The sequence below is a fragment of the Bacillus sp. FSL W8-0519 genome (assembly GCF_038005585.1).
Lineage (GTDB): Bacteria > Bacillota > Bacilli > Bacillales > Bacillaceae_G > Bacillus_A > Bacillus_A paranthracis.
In genome coordinates this window covers 1,891,774-1,910,039 of the sequence record NZ_JBBOTL010000001.1, presented here as the reverse complement: position 1 = coordinate 1,910,039, position 18,266 = coordinate 1,891,774, and the positions used below count along the sequence as shown (strand labels likewise).

Sequence of the window (18,266 nt, the reverse complement as noted above, 5' to 3'; positions counted from 1 at the left end):
CTATCCCCTCTCTTTCCTGCGAAAATGTAATGCTTCATTCTTTACAAGTTCTTCATACGTTCCGCTTTCTATCATTTTCCCTTTATTTAAAATAAGAATATGATCCATCTGTTTCATCCAATGAAGACGATGTGTTGCAAGAAATACTAACTTACCTTCAAACAGACGTAACATCGCTTGCTTTATTTCAAATTCAGTTTCAATATCAAGATGTGCTGTAGGCTCGTCTAATAAAATAATTGGCTTTTTGCTTAAAAGGGCTCGTGCCATTGCGACACGTTGTTCTTGTCCGCCACTCAGCATACGCCCACCTTCTCCAATTCTTTCATACATTCCATTTGGAAGCGATGTAACGAGTGAACGAAGACCAACTTCATTCATAACTCTTTCCACTTCTTCATCCGTTGTATTTGTTTCATAGAAACAAATGTTATCTTTTAATGAAAGCGGGAAAATATAAGGTTGCTGCGGAATATAAGCAATATTCTTTTGCCACTCTTCACGAGTAGCCCCGTCAATTTCCACACCATTTACAATCATCTTTCCAGCTGAAGGAGTTAAAAACCCTGCTAATACGTCGATTAACGTTGATTTTCCTGCTCCACTTTCACCAATTACACCTATAGCGCCAGTGCCTTTCCAAGTAAAATCAATTTCCTCTAATATAGCTTTTTCAGATTCATCATTCTTTACTTTTACATCTTGTAATTTCAAATTACTAGTTGAATTCCATATTAAGTCTACATTAGATTCTTTCTTCCCTATTTCTTTTTGTCGCTGTAAAATCTCTTCTATTTGCTCCATTGCAAGTTGTCCATCTAACGTAGCATGATAATTTGCTCCAACTTGTTTAATCGGCAAGAAGTATTCCGGAGCTAAAATTAAAATCGTAAGGGCTGGCAATAGTACAATTGTTCCATCTATTAAACGTATCCCTAATCCGACCGCTACAAATGCAATTGATAAACTCGTAAAGAAATCTAATGCAAATGAAGAAAGAAAAGCAACTCGCAAAGTACGCATCGTTGCTTTTCTATATCTTTTACTTACTTTTTCAATCTTTCCTTCGTGTTGTTTACTTTGACCTAAATACTTTAATGTTTCTAATCCTTTTAACGTATCTACAAAATGATTAGAAAGAACACGATATGTTTCATATTGGCTATCCGCCATTTTCTGCGCTGCTAATCCTAGTAGGATCATAAAAATAATTACGATAGGAATCGTTACAACTAAAATGATTCCTGACTCAATATCTAGTGTAAAAACATATAGTACAATTAGTCCTGGTACGATACTACTTCTAATCATTTTAGGAATTGTTAATTCAATATATGTTTTAAATTTCTCAATACCCTCTATCGATAAGGTAACCAGATGACCTGTTCCAACAGTTTGAACATACCGTGGACCTAATGTGAAATACGCCTCTATTAATTGTTTTCTCAGTAGCGATCCTGTTTGTTCAGCGAAACGTTCCACTAATATTTGTGACATTCGAACTAGCAAATGACGTACTGCAAACGTGATTCCAAAATAAACAGTTTCATTTAACATAGATTGCACTGCTTCTCCCTGAAATAAAAACGTAATAGCCCGCGCTAAAAACACTGTTTGTGCAATAATACTAAAAGCTTCTAACATGCTAATGATTGTTAGCACTACATATAAAACTCGGCTACCAGGATACGACGGAAGTCCTCTTTTTCTTTTCATTAGTACTCCAAATCTTTATCTGACTTAACAGGTTGTCTAAACACATAGAAACTCCATATTTGACTTCCCAATACAAATGGCAATATAGCAATTGAAAAATACGTCATCAGTTTTAGTGCATAATCTCCTGATGCTGCATTATAAATTGTCAAATCGTATATTGACCCTAACGAACTAATTAAGACACGCGGGAACATGCCGGCAAACACACTCGCACTTAGTAAAATGATTGTTAAACTTGTCATAAAGAAAGCCCAACCATCTCTTCTTCTTTTATTTAATAATGTTGACACACATAATGCTACAAAAGCTCCAATCGGAACCATAATCCATTCTGTACCATGACCAGTGAAAATATCTGTTTTCCATAACCCTACACTAGCAAAAATAAGAAGCGCTATAATTGCAAGTGGTGCAATTTTCAATGCAGCAATACGTGCACGTTCTCTTAACTTACCAGTTGTACGTATTGTAAGGAATTGCAAGCCGTGAACAATACATAGCAGAAGGAACATAACTCCTCCAAGTAATGCAAAGGGATGAAGTAATTGTAGGAATCCACCTACAGCATTTTTCGTCTCATCAATTGGAATACCTACCATAAAGTTAGCAATGGCAACTCCCCAAAGGATAGGTGGTAATAAACTTCCTAAAAACATACCCCAATCCCAAAAACCTTTCCATTTATGATTGTCTATTTTCGCACGGAATTTAAAGGAAACACCTCTTATAATTAAAGCAAGAAGCATAAATACAAAAGGAATGTAAAACCCACTAAATAAAGTTGCATACCAGTGCGGGAATGCTGCGAACATAGCGCCACCTGCACAAACAAGCCATACTTCATTCGCATGCCAAAATGGGCCAATTGTATTTAAGTAAATCCTTTTCTCTAAATCGTTTTCTCCTAAAAACCTTGAAACTATACCTACACCGAAATCGAAACCTTCAAGTACAAAGAAGCCTACGAATAAAATTGCAATAATGATAAACCACAACTCATTAAGAGATAACATACTCATCCTCCTTATCAAATGGATCATGGCTTTGAGAATCCTGTTTCGCTTTCTTATTCTCATGTCCTTTAATGATACGAACGAATAAGTAAATGGTAATTCCACCTATAATTAAATATAGTGATGTGAATGAAACTAAAGAGAATAACACTTCTCCGAACGTAACATTTGGAGATACAGCATCTTCCGTTTTCATAACACCGAAGACTACCCAAGGCTGACGTCCCATTTCAGTCATAATCCATCCTACTGTATTACCGATAAACGGTAGTGAAATTGCATACACCATTAATTTTAAATACCAAGTTTTTTCAGCTAAACGGTCCTTTTTGGATAAGAACCAACCGTACGCTCCTAGAAGAAGCATAAATGTTCCACTCATTACCATCGCTCTAAAACTCCAAAACATCGTGTGTACTGGCGGAATATAATCTCCAGGCCCATATTTTTCTTCATATTGCTTTTGAATTTGATTCATCCCTTCTACTTGACCGCTAAATTTATCAAATGATAATAGGCTTAGCATATAAGGGATTTGAATTTCAAACGAATTTTCTTTCTTCTCTGCATCAATTTTCGCAAATACAGTAAATGGCGCTGGATCTTCACTCGTATTCCATAACGCTTCAGCAGCCGCCATTTTCATTGGGTGTGTTTTGATTAATTGTTGCGCTTGCGCATGACCGAAGAATAATACTAGCGCCGTTGTAAGTGTTCCAACAATGATAGAAATGCGGAATGATTTTTTAAACACTTCCGTTTCTTGGGCTTTCGTTATTTTCCATGCACTCACACCTGCAATAAAGAATGCACCCGTTGCAATTGCCGCTGTAATGGTATGCGGGAATTGTACCCATAATTGTGGATTTTGAATAATTGCTAAGAAATCATTCATTTGTGCACGTCCATCTGCTGCCATTTCATATCCTACTGGCGATTGCATAAATGCACTTGCAGTTAAAATCCAAAATGCTGATAACATTGTTCCAATTGAAAGGAGCCAAATACATAAAAGGTGAATGCGCTTCGGTAATTTATCCTCACCGAATACCCATAAACCTAAAAATGTAGACTCAATGAAAAATGCTAATAAACCTTCAATCGCAAGTGATGGACCAAACACATCACCTACGAAACGTGAATAGGTTGACCAGTTCATACCAAACTGGAATTCTTGTAAAATACCAGTTACTACACCTACCGCAAAGTTAACAAGGAATATTTGTGTCCAAAACTTCGTCATCTTCTTATAAATTTCTTGTCCCTTTACCACATATAACGTTTGCATTAACGCAATGATAAAAGCTAAACCAATAGACAGCGGAACAAAAAAGTAATGGAAAATCGTTGTTGATGCGAATTGTATTCGTGCCAATTCGAGCGTTTCCATACTACAATCACTTCCTTCATAGTTTTTATAATAAAAGTTAATTGAGCAATCTTATCAAGCTCAATTATTAAGAAATACGAAAAGACAAAAACATTTTGTATGTATTGTCGAAAAATACGAAGTTTCAGTTTTTCAAACTATTGTAATGCTATTTTTTACCTTTTCACTATTTCTGTAGTGTTTTATTCGTTAATCGAATTGTATAATATACCTGCATAGTAAATTCAGCTGATTTTTGACGTATTATTGACATCATTTTGTCTGAAATATGTCTTTTGGTATTTTTTTGAATTAGATTTTTCTCATCGATAAAATGTGTTTTTTTAATATGAGACTTATCTTTGCATCAATAAAATAATCGTTTCTCTCTTTATACACTTGACTTTTCTACGAAAAAATGTCCTATTAACCAATGGATAATTTCGTTATTTTTTTGTCAAGAGAAAAATGTATTTCTAAAATTCAAACATGAAATATTGTTATTCAAAAATAGGAAATAACCTCCTCTTTTCAGATTAAAAATTCACTTTTTTGTCATTTTTTCAAACTAAAATAAATAAAAAAATACCGAGAATCCATTGGACTCTCGGTATTTTTTTATTTATTTTGCTGTATGTTTTCTAATAGCCGGTAAAATTTCAGTAGCAATTAGCTCGATATTTTTCTCAATTTTATCATATGGTACGCCACCAAAATCAATTTCTGCCATAAAGCGTTGTTGCCCAAACAATTCATATTGGTAAAGCATTTTTTCAATAATTTGTTGTGGGCTACCAACCATTAACGCGTCACGGTAATCTATTGCATTTGTAAATTGTTGTTTCGGATACCCACCACCGCGTAGCGTAAGCATACCAGCATTAATGTGAGGGTAGTATTCACTAAGTGCATCTTGTGAATTTTTCGCTGTATAAAATAAACTCGTTGTTGCAACTGGCAAACTCGCTGGATTAAATCCACTTTGCTCAGCCGCCTCACGGTAAGCATCTACTGATCCTTTAAAGTTAATAGCTGGACCACCTAGTGTTGTTATCATCATTGGTACACCTGCACGTCCTGCTTTAATCGCACTAGCTGGTGGGCCACCAACTGCACGCCAAATTGGTAAGTTATTATTTTTAGCTCTTGGAATAACCGATGCATGCGCAAGCGGTGCTCTGAACTGTCCATTCCATGTTACATGTTCCTCTTTATTAATTTTTAATAAAAGATCCATCTTCTCTTCAAATAACTCTTCATAATCATTCACATCATAACCAAGTAAACTATATCCCCCAATACGAGATCCACGACCAGCCACAATTTCTGCACGTCCATTAGAAATCAAATCAAGTGTAGCAAAGTCCTCGTATACTCGTACCGGATCAGATGTACTTATTATCGTTGCTGAACTTGCAATTTTTATATTTTTCGTTGCTTGCGCAATCGCTCCTAAAATAACTGTATGAGCTTGCGTTGTAAAGTGCGTTTGATGACTTTCACCGACAGCAAATACATCAAGTCCAGCTTCATCCGCTAACTTTGCTGTTTCAATTAATTCATGAATTCTTTGTTCTGCACTAATTTTCTCTCCATTATGCGGATTTAAAACATGATCCCCAATCGAATATAATCCAAACTCCATCCCTTTACTTGTATCCATACGGTATTTTTCCATCATTACTCTCTCCTTTAATAAAGTGTTATTAGTTTCTCTTTTAAAAACGTTTGTAAGTCAAATGTATTTTCCTATTGTCTATAACTTCACTTGATTAGTCAATTGATAGTGTAAAAAAAATTACTCTTGCGGTAATTCTTTTTTTTCACTATGCTTATGAACCTTTGTCATTAGCTCGTATAACATTTTCTGTTCCTCTTCATTTAATACGTCATCAAAAAACGATGATTGAAATGCAAGTTGCTCTGGCAATGCTTTCTCTAAGGCAGCTTCCCCTTGCTCTGTCAGACTAATTGTTTTCGTTTTCCAATCTTGTTTTCGTACAATATATCCTTCTTTTTCAAGACGCGCTAACATTCGAGAAATACCGCCTTGTGTAACAGTTACCTTTTCAGCTAACTCCATTTGTGTTAGTGGTTGATACGTACGTATTTGCAAAAGCACATCAAATTGAGCAGTTGTTAAATCAAAACGTTTTAAAAACTCATTTGACATCTGATTACTTTGGTTCGTAAATCGTATTAAACGTAACCATATTAATGATCCTATCGTATTATCACGCATGTTTGATCACTTCCTATCGTGAATCTTACTATCACTTTACTACGCAAGTGATAAAAAAGCAAGAGAAAACGTGAAAAATATCTCATTAAAGTATTACATAAATAACGATAAGAAAGAATTCATGTTTAAATGAATTCTTTCTTATCGTTATTCTTAACTTTCCATATCATTCATTGCTATATGTAAAGCGCCTACTGCTTTGGGCCAACCAACATAAAAAGCCATATGTGTTATTAATGCAATCATTTCATTTTCTTTAATTCCATTTTGTTTGGCCAGTCGCAAATGAAATGGTAATTGTTCTGTATTACCAAGACTGATTAATACCGACACTGTACATAAACTCCTTTCTCTTAATGTTAAAGTGTCATCTCGCCACACTTCCTCGAACAATATTTTTTCACTATAATGAGCAAATGCAGGTGCCTTTTCTCTCATTTTCTCTTGAATACAATATTCAATGGATTCATTCATTATTTCACTCCCCCTTCACTTTTACCAATTGCGCCAATCCTTGACCAAACGACCAATTTTCAGCGGCTGTCTCGTTAAGTGTAATAAAAATGTCTGCACTTTTTATACTAGAACATTCAGAAACCCTCAAAGATATTGACTGATACAGATCGCGTTTCTGTTTTATCGTTCTTCCCGGTCCACATGTAATAGAAACATAAATCATATTCTCTGTTCTCTTTTCTCCCCTTTCTAATAAATAATATGGATCATATAAAAAATGATTTTGTTGATAAGGTAAAAACATTTCAAAAAAATCATTTTCAGGGATGTTAAAATGTTTAATTAATGAAAGATGAATACATTCACCTATCTTTTTCAATTCTTCTTCATTTAATATATTTTCATGATAATAAACGTTCACAAAAGGCATATATTTTCATTCCTTTTTCTTAATTTAACTTCAACATATTTTCATCGTGAAATGTACAAAACCTCATATACTGTAGTACCTTTATTCGTTATCATATCAGGCTTTTCTTCATAAAAATTAAACTTACTATATCCCCATTTATCTGGATTATATACTATTACATTGCCTAAACAATTCTCTACCTTTTGATCCACAATGGTAGATTGAGTCCCAATCAATGATTCACTTTGAGAAATACTTCCTTCATATTCAACAACATATCTACATTTCTTAAAATCATTTTTTAAATTAACAACTAATGGAACACCTATATTTATTTGTTGCCACCCAAAAGATTGTAAAATATTATCGTAATACCCTTCAAAGATAAATTTGTTCATTCCTTCATGACCATTCCAAATATATAAAGGTGCATAACAGTTATAGAAATTTCCGTCCTTATCTGCCTCAGTAATTAAATAAGCTTTAAAATTCAAGTCTTGAAAACCATCCGTTTTATACCCATTATCCTTTACCCTTTTCTTAATAATCTCCATATCATAATATTTCGGCAAAATGACCTTATATTGCATTCCAATCATGTTTATCACTCACTTTCCATCTTATATACACAATGATAAACCGATGATTGACTAACGTAAAATAGGTATAAATTATGTTTGGTATCATTTATAATGATATCGTATAAGGGGCTGTGATAAATGGAAATAAATGATCTTATTATATTCAAAACTGTGGCTAGCGAAGGTTCTATTAGTAAAGCTGCGAAAGAGTTAGGGTATGTTCAACCGAACGTAACTGAGCGAATTAAAAAATTAGAACAAGAGTTAGAAACACCTTTACTACATAGAGATAACAAAGGCGTTTCTTTATTACCTTCTGGTGACATTTTATTAGACTACACAAATCAAATATTAACGCTAGTAGAAGAAGCAAAAAATAAAATTAAAACAAGTGGGTCTTCTTATATAATCGCAACGTCACAATCTATTTTGACTAATTATGTAAGCAAGCGCATTAAAGAAAATTTTAGGAGTTATCAAATATATGTAGAAAATAGTAGTCATTTGCAAAAATTACTGCAGCAACAAAAAGTTGATATGGTCATTACTTATGAGGATTACCCAGACATATCGTTTAAAAAAGTATTTTCCACTTCAATTTCTATCGGCTTATTAAAACCGAAAGAAAAGTGTACCATTGAATTTTCAAAGGAACTCTTCTTCGTTAGTAATGACAAAAAGTGCCCTTTTAGGAATAAGACGATACAATTTCTAAAAGAAAATAATTTATCTCAGTGCCAACTTCAACAATTAGATTCTTATTCGCTTATAGAAGAGTTTATTCAGGACGGAAAAGGAATAGCCTTTTTACCAATTAAAAATGATAAATTAGTACCAATTGAAGATGTTCCAATTGAGAAATTAGCTGTTCATTTCTTTACGAACCAAAATTCTATCAAACAAATCCCTGATGAACTATTTAATTAATATAATATTTATAAAAGAACTAAATTTACATACAGCAATAAAAATCCCTCCTTTCCGAATCTAAAAGAGGGATTTTCATATTCTATACAATTGATTTTTCACACATTTTGCTCCACTTCTGCACTTTTCTCCTTCTTATTCCGTTTCATATTCTTCAGTCCCTTAACCGTGCCAACTAATCCTTTCGGGAAAACTAGCAATACGATAATGTACAATACACCAAGAATAATCGTCCATCGTTCAAAGATCGGATACTCTGTAGCTAGTTCTGATAAATAATATTTTAGGGATTCAATAATTCCAGCTCCTGCAATGGCTCCAATTAACGTTCCAACGCCTCCAATCATCGTCATCAATAATGCATTTAATGTCATTTCAATTGAAAATACAGTTGTATTAACAAAGCGCAGTGTAATAACAAATAAACCACCGCTAATTGCAGCTACTACTCCTGCAACAATGCTAGCAATAATTTTATAATGAAGAACTTTATATCCTAGTGCTTCAACACGTTGCTCGTTTTGTGAAATTGCCTTTAATACTTTTCCAATAGAAGATTTGGTAAAAAGACGTAACAGAACAAAAATGATAAGTAAACATATAAGTGTTACATAATAAAACGTAAAACGCTCACGAAATACGTCTGGTACACCAAATGTAAAACCATCTCCTCCGTGAGTGAGCCCACGCCATTTTTCAGCAAGTACGAAAAACAACTGTGAAATAGCAAGTGTTAACATTGCATAAAAATGACTTTTCAGCCGTAAAGAAAGCAAACCAATTATATAACTAACAATGGCTGAAATGATAATTGCAGCTACTATCCCTATTAAAAAGTTCGTTATGGATACTCCTTGTCGATCAAATAAAAGTGCTACGCCATATGCTCCGATTCCAAAGAACATACAATGGCCGAATGATACAATTCCTGTATATCCAAGCAATACATCAAAACTCATTGCAAAAATAGCAAAGATGAAGATTTGAGTGAACAAAATTAACAAGCTCCGTGAATCATTTACGAATGGAAATACACTTAAACAAATGAGCATACATACTCCGAAGTATACTTTAATTCGATTTGATGTGCTGTTCACCATTTCACCCCTTTTCACCAACAAGTCCATTTGGCTTCACGATTAAGAAAAACAGTAGCATTAACATATTGATTGCAAGTGATAAATCCGGTATAAAATACGCTGTAAAAACACCCGCCAATCCGACAATTAAAGAAGCGATTGCTGAACCTTGTACGCTTCCTAACCCTCCAATGATTACTACTATGAAAGCCAAAATCGCATACTGCATACCCATCTCGGCGAAAATAACGCCTGAATACGGTGCTAATAAGAAGCCTCCCAACGCTGCCATTCCTGCGCCTAATAAAAAGACGAAAGAAAATATCGCTTTTACGTTAATACCGAGCGCTTGAACCATCTCTTTATCCATTACGCCTGCGCGTATCATAAGACCTATCTTTGTTTTTTTGAGCAATAATAATAATGCAATGTATATGATAACCCCAATTATGATAACGAATAGACGGTATTTAATTAATATAACGCCTCCAAATGTAAAACTTCCTTGTAGCCATAACGGTAACTTTGCCCCAATTGGATTTGGTCCCCAAAATACTTTAATACATTCACTAAGTACAAGCATTCCTCCAAGCGTAACAAGAAGCTGTCGAACATGATTTCCATATACCGGTCTAATAAGGAATCTTTCTAAAATAAATCCAAGGAACATTCCCATAGCTATTGCTCCAATTAAAGCTAACACATAACTCCCTGTCATATTAAATAGCCAAACACCTGTAAATGCTCCCCACGCAAATAAACCACCATGTGCGAAGTTTAGAACACTCATTAAACCGAAAATAAGTGAAAGACCTGATGCTAATAAAAAAATGAGCATCCCTGTTGAAATCCCATTTACAAATAAATTGATTAACACATCCATCCTTCTCACCCCGGATTCATGTTAAGAGATTCCTAAATATTTGTGACACATTTCCTTATCCTCTTTTAATTCATGCATAAAACCGTTATGAACAATTTTTCCGTTATCCATAATATAAAAATAATCACCAATTTGACTAGCCATCATAAAATTTTGTTCAACGAGTAAAACTGTTGTTTTTTCCTTCATTTTCAAAATAGCTATCATTAACTTTTCTATCATAATAGGAGACAAGCCTTTACTCGGCTCATCAATAAGTAATAAACCATCACTATTAATAAATGCTCTTGAAATTGCTAACATTTGCTTTTGTCCCCCGCTTAAGAGTCCGCTTTTTTTGTGCCAAAATTGCTTTAAATCTGGAAATAGTTCAAGCATCCATTCTATTTTTTCTTCCGCTTCTTCACCCTTACCTCTAGCAAGAGCGAATGTTTCTTCTACTGTCAGATCGTGAAAAATACCTTGATTTTCTGGTACATACCCTATCCCTTTCCTTGAAATTAAATGTGTAGATAATCCATTTACTTGTGTACGATCATAATAAATTTCACCATGTGCGATATGGTGAAACCCCATAACCGAACGTAACGTCGTAGTCTTCCCTGCCCCATTTCTTCCAAACAGTACAGTAATCGTTCCTTTCTCGACAGTAAGAGATACCCCTTGTAAAATATGAAACTGATCTAAATACGTCTCTATATTATTCACTTGTAATAGTGCCACTATATAATCCCCCTAAATAAGCACTTTGTACACGCTCATCTTTCATAATTTCTTCGGGTAAACCTTCAGCCAATAACTCTCCATGAAATAAAACGATTAGATGGTCTGACAAACCTAGTACCATATCCATTTTGTGTTCAATAAGTACAATTGTACTCTCTGGATGTTTCTTAATATTTTCAATCACTTGTAGTATAGCTGGGACTTCCTCGACCGAAATACCTGCCGTCGGCTCATCAAGTAATAACACATCTGTTTTTAAAGCTAATAACATCGCAAGTTCTAGCTTTCTTTTCTCTCCATGTGCCAAATCTTTCGCTAATACATTCTCTTTCTCCTGAAGTAATACTGTTTTTAAGAAACGTCTCGCCTCTCCAACTTGTTGCTTTAATTTTGCTGGACTCGGGAAAAAACTATAGTAATCTTGTACGAATGATTGAACACTTAAACGGACATTTTCAAGTACCGTTAATTCTGGGAATATGTTTGTAAGCTGAAAAGAGCGACCGATTCCTAAGCGTGTTCGATCTGAAATCGATAGTTTTGTAATATCTTGCCCTTTAAAATACACTTCACCTGTTGTGGGTGAAATCTGTCCACTTAGTAAATTAAATAATGTTGTCTTACCCGCACCATTTGGCCCGATAATAGAAATGAGTTTTCCTTTTTGTACAGTTAAATTTACATCTTTAATAACATGATGCTCGCCAAAAGATACACTAAGATTTTTCGTTTCTAGCAAATGTGTCACGAAATCCCTCCCTTTAAAACTTTCAGTATGAAAGAAATACGTATAAAGAGGGTGTACCCCTCTTTATACGTAAACAACAGAAAATTCAGTCTATTTATTTTGAACTGGTGGTTCTGTTTCTTTCATCGTTAATTCTCGCTCTAACACTGGCACCGGATAATCAACACCATCTTGTTTTTTCAATGTGATAGAATACAGCGTCTGCATCGCTTGATGATCCTTCTCTCTAAATTTCATCTTTCCTTTCGGTGTATCAAATTCCATTCCTTCCATTTTCTTAATTAATGTATCTACATCTGTATCACCTTTTGTTTTCTTTAAAGCTTCTACAATTGAAATTGCCGCTGACATTCCTCCTGCTGTAAATAAATCTGGCACCGCACCATTAAATCGTTTTTTATGTTCTTCCACTAACCAATCATTCACCTTATTTTTCGGGAGTGTATGATAATAAACAGAAAAACCTTGCATTCCTACTAATGCATCCATCGTTTTTAATGCTGGTATATCTGGTGCACCTGTAGAAATTTTAATACCTTGCGCTTCCACATTCATATCTTTCAACTGTTTCCAAGGTGAATTCGCCCCTGCCCAAACGATAAATAAATAATCTGGTTTTGAGCTAATGATATTTTGAATATTAGCTGTGAAGTCAGTCGAATTTGTATCTGCATATTGCTCGTTTACAATGTTCGCACCTAATTTCTTTGCTCCAGCTTTAAACGCCGCAATTCCTTCACGGCCGTATGCGTTATCTTGTGCCAACGTTGCTATTTTCACATCTTTTTTAGCAATTGCTGCAGCACCAGCGACTGCATCTTGAGATGAATTTCTACCTGTTCTAAAAATATATTTATTCCAGTTCTTACCGGTAATACTATCAGCTACCGCCGGTTCTACAACCATTATTTTTTCATATTCTTCAGCTAGTGGTAAAACCGCTAATGTATCACTTGAACTAGACGATCCGACTAAAAAATCAACTTTCTCTTCTTCTAATAACTTCGTAGCTTTTTTAACCGCTACATCAGCTTTTGTTTCTGTATCTTCTACAACAAACTTAATCTTCTTTCCTTCCACTTTCCCAGTTCCATCCGTCGCATAGTCTAACCCTAATTCAAATCCGTTCACTGTTTGTTTTCCATATGATTCTAACGGACCTGTTAATGATGCAAGAACCCCTACCTTAATCGTCTTTTCATCCTCTGTACTTGTTTTCTTTCCTGAACAAGCTGCCGTTATGAATAACGATCCTAAAACACAACCAGTAGCCATCATTTTTAGCCATTTACGTTTTTTCATCGACATTGTGATCCTCCCCATACTTTTCTTTCTGATAGAATCAAACACGCCAAAATTCCCCATCCGTAATTATGACTTTTTCTTTGAATCATACAAACAAATTTATTAAAAAATTAATGAAGTACCATTACATTCGCCGCCCCTTTCCAAATACCTCCATTTCCCATATATTCATTTAGTATTTTTCACCACCTAATCACAGTAGCTGCCCACGTATACCCAGTCCCTGCACTAACTACTACTGCAATATCTCCGGCCTGTAATTTCCCCTGTTCATTTGCAAAGTGAAGACCAATGCAAGGATCAAGCGCTGACATATGTCCATAATGATCTAAATATACAACTTGTTCTTCTGCTAGCCCTAGCCCCTGTATCAATTCTATTAACATAGAACGTTTTGTATGCAGTGGTAACAATACTTTAATATCTTTAGGAGTTAACCCACTTTTTCTTAATGCCTCCCGAATCACCTTGTCAAAATTAGGGATTGAAACCCGATCTAGACGTTCTTTCATACTAATAGGATCTATTACATCAATATAATGCTGTCGATTCTCAACTGTATCGTAGCTCGCAACCTGCTTCGATCCACCTGCTGGAATACGAACATCTTCATGAAATGAACCATCTGTTATAATCGCACTTCCTAATATTTCACCGTTTCTAGCGTCTTTTTTCACTAAAGCTGCACTTCCGCCATCAGCGAAATTAAACATAAAACGCGAACGTGGATTATCATAATCTACAATTTGAGATTCTTTACATCCACCTACTAATAATATATTTTCAATTGAGTTATCGGAGTAGAGCATATCTTTTGCGACTTTGAGAGCAATAGGAAAGCAAGAACTAACATTCATAATTTCAAAAGCATAAGCATTTTTCAATCCAAGTTCATGCTGAATTTTTGGGGCACTTGACCATACGTGGTAATCTTTATGTGGACTGCCAAAATAAATGACTACATCAATAGATTGAGGATCTACTTGTGATAATATTGGTTTTGCAGCAGCAATAGCTAAATCTGATGCATGCATCGTTTCATCTGCGACATGTTTTTCATATAATCCAAACTTTTCTATAATAATATGCTCAGGAATACCTGTTTTTTTAGATAGGTCTGCAGCCGTCTCTACGTCTTTTGGGAAGAAAACACCAGTCGCTTCAATCCCAATATTCATTAGAATACCCCTCCTTCTTTTGGCACCATCATTGTAGCTACACCTGTTAATACTAAATCTCCTTTTTGGTTATGACACTCTGTTAACAATTTCAAAACTCTCTTTTCCATCATAAATTCTTGTACTGTAGCCGTTGCTGTAATTGTATCTCCTATAAAAACTGGTGCTGTAAATTTAATAGTTTGCTCCATGTAAACGGATCCTTTTCCAGGTAAATGAATACCAAGCAATTGCGATAATAAACTAGAAGTTAGTAAACCATGTGCTATTCTTTGATTAAATCTAGTTTGTTTCGCATACTCATGATCAATATGGATTGGGTTAAAATCCCCACTTAAACCTGCAAATAATACAAAATCTGTTTCTGTAATTGTTTTACTACATGACGCCTGTTGACCAGTGATATATACCGTCATCTCTTCACCTGCTTTTCAATTGATTTGCTAACTGTGCTTTTTGAATTTTACCAGTTGCATTTTTTGGCAATTCCTCTAGAAAAACAATTTCTTTCGGTATTTTATATTTTGCTAGAAATAAACGACAATGCTCAATGACTTCTTTTTCAGTTAATACACTGCTACTCTTTTTCACAATAAAGGCGATTGGAGTCTCTCCCCACTTTACATGTTGCCTACCAACGACCGCTACCTCATATACGTCCGAAAGCTTATTAATGACTTGCTCTACTTCAAGTGGATAAATATTTTCACCACCGGAAATTATCATTTCTTTTTTTCTACCGACAATGTATACAAAACCATCTTCATCAACTCTAGCTAAATCACCCGTATATAACCAACCATCTTGAATCGCTTCTTTTGTTGCATCTGGCCGGTTCCAATACTCTTTCATTACATTCGGTCCTCTTATTAGTAACTCCCCAACTTCACCAACCTCAACTTTATTTTTGTTTTCATCAATAAGTTCATACTCACAAAACAGAACAGGTTTCCCAATCGAGCCTACTTTACGTCTTGCATCTTCTTCTGAAAGCATAAATACGGTTGGTGATGTTTCAGTCATACCGAAGCCTTGACCAAATAAAAATCCTCTATCTATAAATTCCCTCATCAACTCTTCTGGACAAGGGGCACCACCGTTATAAAACCAGCGAACTGATTGTAAATTTGTAGTCTCAAACTTTTCGCAATTCATTAATGCTTGATGAATTGTAGGTACTCCCATCACTACGGTCACTTTATGTTTTTCTATCATGGAAAGAGCTGTGGTTGGTTCGAATTTTCTTGGAATAATGATTACACCGCCTGCAAATAAAGTTGGAAATGCAAATAAACCAATTCCACCAATATGAAATAAAGGTAATAATACAATAGAGCGGTCGTGCATAGTTAAGTCAATCGCAAATGTATTATTAAGCGCATTCCAAAACATATTGTCTTGTGTAAGTACAGCTCCTTTCGGTTTTCCCGTTGTCCCTGAGGTATAACATATAATAAAGGATGCGCTTTCATTTATCTCTTCAAGGTTGTCACTTTTTCTATCTTCTATTTCTTTTAAACTTTTAATCAAAATAACTCTTTGAACATACGATACCTTATGCATTGACAGTGCCATATTTTGAAAGGTTTCCTCTACAAATAAAACTGTAGTTCCACTATCTTTTAACTGAAAGATAAGTTCATTTTCTGTTAACCGTATATTAAGTGGAACAGCAATACATTCTACTTTTGCTATAGCAAACAAAAGTACAATATATTCCAAGCTATTTTGTGATAAAATGGCTATCCTTTCTCCTTTTTGCACATTCAAGTCATAAATTAGATAGGCTGCTACTTTACTTACATACTCATGTAACTGTTTATATGTCATTTCCTCCTCTTCTGTAATAATGGCAATGCGATCTGGATGTAAATAGGACCGTTTTTCAATCCAATAAGCAATGCCCTGCATATTTCCCCCACTCCTTTATCTCTTTCTCAATCCTTCAAATATTAATGACATCGCTGCTTCAAATACATCTTCCGGAACATCTTTCTCTTCCCAATAACCCCATCGCATTCCTAGAAATTGCCCAATTGACATAAGACAATACGCAATTGTTTCTTTATCAAGTTGTTTAAACTCTCCCGCTTCCATACCAGCCGATAAACTTTTTAAAAATCCATTTGCGAGCTTTGCATAGTACCATCTATATAAGTTATCATCAACAACTACTGCCTGTTGTACAATATTATATAGATTAGGTCGATCTTTCACCCACCGAAAAAAAGCCTGAAAACCTCTTCTTTGTGCCTCTTCATAACTTGATATTCCCTTCATTTCTTCTTTAATAATTAAGCGTAACTCACGGTTCAATCTGCGAATCAATTCATCAAATATATCTTTTTTAGATGGAAAGTAATTATAGAAAGTTCCGTGTGCTACCTTTGCTTCTTGTGTAATATTCACGATAGAAGCCTCGTAATATCCTTTACTACCAAATATCTCTTCTGCAGCACACAATAATTTCTCTCTCGTTTCTAACCCTTTTGTTGTTAGATTTTTTACATCCATTATTATTTTTTCTGACACCTGAATCACCTCTTAGATTTGATTATAAATAAATTTCTGAATTTTACAATTATTACCGTTAGACAAAATCTGCAAGTGTTTTTCTACATACAAAAGGCCTAACTTAAAAATAAGTTAGGCCTTTCATCTTAATTAGAATTATTTTCTACTTTCTCTAATCCTTCAGCCAATTGTTTCTTATCTAGCCCTTCCCCTATTACTACTAAGTTCGTCGGGAAACCGAAGTCTTGTTCCAGTAAAGTTGGTACCCCAAATGAATATTGGAATAGGTGCGGGTATTTATCTCCATGGAATTTCACAAATCCTTTTACACGATAAATACTATCTGGTAAATTTGAAAGCCATTCATATAAATTGTCTTGATCAATCGATTTCGTAAATTGATATGTCATCGTTTGTATATGTAAATGCTGTTTGACATGTAGTGTCTCATGTTCCCCATCATTCATAAATTCAGCTTCTTCTATATCTTCTAAAGATATATTACAATATTTTGTTTCAAACAATTTTGCATGATTATTTATTGCTTTCACGTCTTCAATTACTTTGTTCTTATCCGCAAATGTTAGTAAATCTGATTTATTAATTAAAATATGGCTACCAAATTTCATTTGCTCATGCAGTAGCTGTTGCACATTTGCACTTAATATACTTCGATTTAACCACCTTACTGCATCTAAAACGACTACTATTGATTTCACTTCTAAGAAAGGTGCTAAAATTGGTGATACACATGCATCTAACACTTCAATTGGATGCGCAACACCTGTCGTTTCTATATAAATGACATCTGGTCTTTCTTGCTGATATAACGAATGTAATTGTATTTCAAGCTCTTCTTTTAACGTACAACAAATACACCCTTTAAGAAGTTCCCTTAAAACATTCTCTTTTCCAATAATATCTGTATCTACTGAGTATTCACCAATTTCATTCATTAACACTGCAACTTTTCTATTCTTCTTTTTCTCCGCTAACAATAAATTTTGTAATAATGTTGATTTTCCGCTACCTAAAAAGCCACCTAATATATGAATTTCTACTTTATTCATTTGATCTACCATCCATTTCTTTATTTCAAAACGCATTCAAAGCG

At 34.6% G+C, this 18,266-nt stretch carries 19 protein-coding genes; 1 reads left to right on the top strand and 18 read right to left on the bottom strand.

The features are described 5' to 3' along the window. The 8 genes from cydD to NST14_RS09860 form a co-directional block, all read right to left on the bottom strand. On the bottom strand, window positions 1-1,716 hold the full coding sequence (gene cydD, locus NST14_RS09895; RefSeq protein ID WP_000824085.1) for a thiol reductant ABC exporter subunit CydD: 1,716 nt from the start codon (window positions 1,714-1,716) through the stop codon (window positions 1-3). Then, entirely contained in the window at window positions 1,716-2,732 is a 1,017-nt protein-coding gene (gene cydB, locus NST14_RS09890) for a cytochrome d ubiquinol oxidase subunit II (protein WP_000950063.1), read from the bottom strand. Before cydB ends, cydD begins: the two co-directional genes overlap by 1 nt. Beyond that, on the bottom strand, window positions 2,719-4,122 hold the full coding sequence (gene cydA / locus NST14_RS09885) for a cytochrome ubiquinol oxidase subunit I (protein WP_000448876.1): 1,404 nt from the start codon (window positions 4,120-4,122) through the stop codon (window positions 2,719-2,721). Before cydA ends, cydB begins: the two co-directional genes overlap by 14 nt. 601 nt (window positions 4,123-4,723) lie before the next feature. Beyond that, complete coding sequence (locus tag NST14_RS09880) at window positions 4,724-5,779, bottom strand: LLM class flavin-dependent oxidoreductase (RefSeq protein WP_000417578.1); 1,056 nt, start codon at window positions 5,777-5,779, stop codon at window positions 4,724-4,726. A gap of 120 nt (window positions 5,780-5,899) precedes the next feature. Further along, complete coding sequence (locus NST14_RS09875; protein ID WP_001205511.1) at window positions 5,900-6,343, bottom strand: MarR family winged helix-turn-helix transcriptional regulator; 444 nt, start codon at window positions 6,341-6,343, stop codon at window positions 5,900-5,902. A gap of 153 nt (window positions 6,344-6,496) precedes the next feature. After that, the gene (locus NST14_RS09870) at window positions 6,497-6,820 is read right to left on the bottom strand and encodes a carboxymuconolactone decarboxylase family protein (RefSeq protein WP_000980847.1); all 324 of its coding nucleotides are present in this window, start codon (window positions 6,818-6,820) and stop codon (window positions 6,497-6,499) included. Window position 6,821: 1 nt separating this feature from the next. After that, window positions 6,822-7,229: a tautomerase family protein gene (locus NST14_RS09865; protein ID WP_001117244.1), complete on the bottom strand. Its 408-nt coding sequence runs from the start codon at window positions 7,227-7,229 to the stop codon at window positions 6,822-6,824. 41 nt (window positions 7,230-7,270) lie between these two features. Then, window positions 7,271-7,810: a DUF4865 family protein gene (locus NST14_RS09860; RefSeq protein WP_000579921.1), complete on the bottom strand. Its 540-nt coding sequence runs from the start codon at window positions 7,808-7,810 to the stop codon at window positions 7,271-7,273. Window positions 7,811-7,930: 120 nt separating this feature from the next. On the opposite strand from NST14_RS09860, the gene NST14_RS09855 reads away from it, so the two are divergent. Then, window positions 7,931-8,719, top strand: coding sequence for a LysR family transcriptional regulator (locus NST14_RS09855; protein WP_000405015.1), 789 nt, complete (start codon window positions 7,931-7,933; stop codon window positions 8,717-8,719). Between the two features lie 98 nt (window positions 8,720-8,817). Here NST14_RS09855 and NST14_RS09850 read toward each other — a convergent pair whose 3' ends face one another. The 10 genes from NST14_RS09850 to NST14_RS09805 all read right to left on the bottom strand — a co-directional run bounded on the left by NST14_RS09850 (window position 8,818) and on the right by NST14_RS09805 (window position 18,222). Continuing rightward, complete coding sequence (locus NST14_RS09850; RefSeq protein ID WP_001997236.1) at window positions 8,818-9,771, bottom strand: branched-chain amino acid ABC transporter permease; 954 nt, start codon at window positions 9,769-9,771, stop codon at window positions 8,818-8,820. Window positions 9,772-9,820: 49 nt separating this feature from the next. Further along, window positions 9,821-10,681: a branched-chain amino acid ABC transporter permease gene (locus NST14_RS09845; protein WP_000382790.1), complete on the bottom strand. Its 861-nt coding sequence runs from the start codon at window positions 10,679-10,681 to the stop codon at window positions 9,821-9,823. Window positions 10,682-10,702: 21 nt separating this feature from the next. Then, window positions 10,703-11,404: a branched-chain amino acid ABC transporter ATP-binding protein gene (locus NST14_RS09840; protein WP_001196704.1), complete on the bottom strand. Its 702-nt coding sequence runs from the start codon at window positions 11,402-11,404 to the stop codon at window positions 10,703-10,705. Further along, window positions 11,382-12,155, bottom strand: a complete 774-nt coding sequence (locus tag NST14_RS09835) for an ABC transporter ATP-binding protein (RefSeq protein WP_000149327.1) — start codon at window positions 12,153-12,155, stop codon at window positions 11,382-11,384. Before NST14_RS09835 ends, NST14_RS09840 begins: the two co-directional genes overlap by 23 nt. A gap of 90 nt (window positions 12,156-12,245) precedes the next feature. After that, entirely contained in the window at window positions 12,246-13,463 is a 1,218-nt protein-coding gene (locus NST14_RS09830) for a substrate-binding domain-containing protein (RefSeq protein WP_000061985.1), read from the bottom strand. A 179-nt stretch (window positions 13,464-13,642) separates the two neighbouring features. Next, window positions 13,643-14,638 (bottom strand): 3-oxoacyl-ACP synthase, encoded by a 996-nt coding sequence (locus tag NST14_RS09825; protein ID WP_001020494.1) that lies wholly within the window; start codon window positions 14,636-14,638, stop codon window positions 13,643-13,645. After that, the gene (locus NST14_RS09820) at window positions 14,638-15,054 is read right to left on the bottom strand and encodes a MaoC family dehydratase (RefSeq protein WP_000219483.1); all 417 of its coding nucleotides are present in this window, start codon (window positions 15,052-15,054) and stop codon (window positions 14,638-14,640) included. The genes NST14_RS09825 and NST14_RS09820 overlap by 1 nt, the downstream gene beginning before the upstream one ends. Window positions 15,055-15,058: 4 nt before the next feature. Next, complete coding sequence (locus tag NST14_RS09815) at window positions 15,059-16,549, bottom strand: o-succinylbenzoate--CoA ligase (protein ID WP_001161515.1); 1,491 nt, start codon at window positions 16,547-16,549, stop codon at window positions 15,059-15,061. A gap of 15 nt (window positions 16,550-16,564) precedes the next feature. After that, a complete protein-coding gene (locus tag NST14_RS09810; RefSeq protein WP_001290794.1) occupies window positions 16,565-17,170 on the bottom strand; it encodes a TetR/AcrR family transcriptional regulator in 606 nt (201 codons plus the stop codon). A gap of 128 nt (window positions 17,171-17,298) precedes the next feature. Continuing rightward, a complete protein-coding gene (locus NST14_RS09805) occupies window positions 17,299-18,222 on the bottom strand; it encodes a CobW family GTP-binding protein (RefSeq protein WP_001044949.1) in 924 nt (307 codons plus the stop codon). Window positions 18,223-18,266: the final 44 nt, after the last annotated feature.

Excerpts from the sequence above, each read along its gene's own strand:
- NST14_RS09820 (WP_000219483.1), bottom strand. The coding sequence starts at position 15,054 with ATGACGGTATATATCACTGGTCAACAGGCGTCATGTAGTAAAACAATT.
- NST14_RS09875 (WP_001205511.1), bottom strand. The coding sequence starts at position 6,343 with ATGCGTGATAATACGATAGGATCATTAATATGGTTACGTTTAATACGA.
- NST14_RS09850 (WP_001997236.1), bottom strand. The coding sequence starts at position 9,771 with ATGCTCATTTGTTTAAGTGTATTTCCATTCGTAAATGATTCACGGAGC.
- NST14_RS09805 (WP_001044949.1), bottom strand. The coding sequence starts at position 18,222 with ATGAATAAAGTAGAAATTCATATATTAGGTGGCTTTTTAGGTAGCGGA.
- cydD (WP_000824085.1), bottom strand. The coding sequence starts at position 1,716 with ATGAAAAGAAAAAGAGGACTTCCGTCGTATCCTGGTAGCCGAGTTTTA.
- NST14_RS09865 (WP_001117244.1), bottom strand. The coding sequence starts at position 7,229 with ATGCCTTTTGTGAACGTTTATTATCATGAAAATATATTAAATGAAGAA.
- NST14_RS09845 (WP_000382790.1), bottom strand. The coding sequence starts at position 10,681 with ATGGATGTGTTAATCAATTTATTTGTAAATGGGATTTCAACAGGGATG.
- NST14_RS09815 (WP_001161515.1), bottom strand. The coding sequence starts at position 16,549 with ATGCAGGGCATTGCTTATTGGATTGAAAAACGGTCCTATTTACATCCA.
- NST14_RS09860 (WP_000579921.1), bottom strand. The coding sequence starts at position 7,810 with ATGATTGGAATGCAATATAAGGTCATTTTGCCGAAATATTATGATATG.
- cydB (WP_000950063.1), bottom strand. The coding sequence starts at position 2,732 with ATGTTATCTCTTAATGAGTTGTGGTTTATCATTATTGCAATTTTATTC.
- cydA (WP_000448876.1), bottom strand. The coding sequence starts at position 4,122 with ATGGAAACGCTCGAATTGGCACGAATACAATTCGCATCAACAACGATT.
- NST14_RS09825 (WP_001020494.1), bottom strand. The coding sequence starts at position 14,638 with ATGAATATTGGGATTGAAGCGACTGGTGTTTTCTTCCCAAAAGACGTA.
- NST14_RS09855 (WP_000405015.1), top strand. The coding sequence starts at position 7,931 with ATGGAAATAAATGATCTTATTATATTCAAAACTGTGGCTAGCGAAGGT.
- NST14_RS09880 (WP_000417578.1), bottom strand. The coding sequence starts at position 5,779 with ATGGAAAAATACCGTATGGATACAAGTAAAGGGATGGAGTTTGGATTA.
- NST14_RS09830 (WP_000061985.1), bottom strand. The coding sequence starts at position 13,463 with ATGTCGATGAAAAAACGTAAATGGCTAAAAATGATGGCTACTGGTTGT.